This is a genomic window from Shewanella sp. SG44-6 (assembly GCF_014164185.1).
In the GTDB taxonomy this organism is placed as follows: Bacteria; Pseudomonadota; Gammaproteobacteria; order Enterobacterales; family Shewanellaceae; genus Shewanella; species Shewanella vesiculosa.
Genome location: NZ_JACJER010000255.1, coordinates 1 through 1,895 on the forward strand (window position 1 = coordinate 1; position 1,895 = coordinate 1,895).

Genomic DNA, 1,895 nt, shown 5'->3' on the forward strand with positions numbered 1-1,895 from the left:
TTTGTTGTTTTTGACTCGCTTTTTTTATCGAGAATTGATGAAGCCGAAACATTTCTTCGGTCATTTCTTCAATAATCATGCTGTATTTCGCTTTAAATAATCGTTCAGCAGTCAGTGTTGATGCCACATTAACTTGTTTGCTGTGGAAGTCATGTTGAGTATTAATCAGTGATCTTATATTGGTATTTAATCTATTGATGTTGCTAATGATGAGTTTTTGCTGTGTCGCCCACTGAATATCTTCTGAGAGATCTTTAGCCAATTCGGCTTGGCGCAGATTAAGCTCTGAAAGCCCTCGATCATCGCTATACTCTTGATAAAGCCATAGCTGACTGCGAAGACTATCAATGCTGACTTGTAATTTCATTGAGTAATTGAGTTGCCGGTATATTTGTTGTTGATAATGGTGAGCTTGTATCAGCGATAAACCGACGATCAATGTCAGTAATGAGCAAAGTGCAGCGGTTAGTTTAAGACGCTTAGATAACATCATAACTTACCATCCTGCCTCTAAGCTCATGAAGGTTTCAAATAATTTTCGATCGAAAATCTGTCTAAAATCGACACTGTTTTCTTCATCTACCAGTTGATTATCAATAGCCCATTGGCTTTGAGTTTGGATGTTAGAAAATAGTGCATTGCTGAGTGATAATCTAAAAGTATAGTCATTCCATGAGTAATGGAGTTGCGATGGATCGATATTCAAAATACGACTAATATTTTGCTGAGCAAGTTCTGGGTTAGTATGGATATAGTCAGTGGCATCACTAATTGATTTAAGTATAGCCAACCTTTCGGTGGTGGATAACGTCGTCTCTTTAAGCTCAATTAAGTTAAAGGATAAGTGATATAGGCCGCGGCTATTAATGACGCTGGTATCTGAGGTTACTTGTTGTGTTAATAAATAACTTAATGGCTCCCAAGCTGAAATAATATCAACCTCATTATTTAATAATGCTGGAATAAGTTCATCTGACCGCAAATATACTCGCGTGATAGGCTGTGCCGTTTTATTGTACATGATCAGTAAACTATCAAAGAAAAACTCACTAGCGCTGTCTTTGACTATGCCTATTCTGGCGTGCTGCAGGTTATTCAGCCGATGATATTTTTGTGGCGTTAAACTGAGTAATTTAAGATCATTATCTGATTCCACAAAGCTAGTTAATACTGAAAAGTTGCTCTGTTTAAAGCTATTAAACATGACGACAGTTTCCGATGCGGTAGCCAGATCGACTTGCTTATCATTAAGGGCGTTAAAGCATTTTACCCCGCTGTCGTATTTAACTAATTCAACGTTAAGACCATTCGCTTCAAAGTAACCAAGTTGTTTGGCAATAAAAACAGGCGACGAAAGTGGCGTGCTAGAAACCGCAATTTTAATGGATGCTTTATATGTAGGTGAAATCTTAGTGGATTGATGTGTTCTCTGTTCGCAACTGATGATGCTGGTTATGATAAAGATAAAAAAACAAATGCTTAACACCTTGGCCATAGGGACACTTCAATAATGAGTTAATGATACTAAGTGTAGTGAATTTATAACTATTTGATTGGGAATGTGACAAAAAAAGCCGTTTTTTTATCGTATCAGTCGATAGTTTTACTTTTTTAGTTTTAACGATAAGTGACAATTAAGAGGTATGTTGTGAACGGGTAAGGGAATATTTTCTTTTTTTAATCTTTATTTTTAATTCAATAAGTTATTACATCTAAATTCAAGATGAATTTATGGGATAGCTAACTCAGCTAAAATCAGCATATTTAGCCGATTCTATATCAAAGAGCTCATTTCCCGTTCGTAATAGGCAGCGGTATAAATCGCTAATCGAGTACACGTTAATGGAATGATATTAGTTTTTAAGTTAACGTTTTATATGATTATGAAGTTATTT

General features: G+C 35.7%; 1 protein-coding gene and 1 pseudogene. Both read right to left on the reverse strand.

Going from position 1 to position 1,895, the window contains the following annotated elements:
- Nucleotides 1-493: pseudogene (locus tag H5185_RS21905) on the reverse strand (GGDEF domain-containing protein); the annotation flags it as partial.
- A gap of 3 nt (nt 494-496) precedes the next feature.
- Nucleotides 497-1,495, reverse strand: a complete 999-nt coding sequence (locus H5185_RS21910; protein ID WP_182743251.1) for an ABC transporter substrate-binding protein — start codon at nt 1,493-1,495, stop codon at nt 497-499.
- Nucleotides 1,496-1,895: the final 400 nt, after the last annotated feature.

Bases quoted from the DNA above. Each gene is read 5' to 3' on its own strand.
- H5185_RS21910 (WP_182743251.1), bottom strand. From the start codon at position 1,495: ATGGCCAAGGTGTTAAGCATTTGTTTTTTTATCTTTATCATAACCAGC.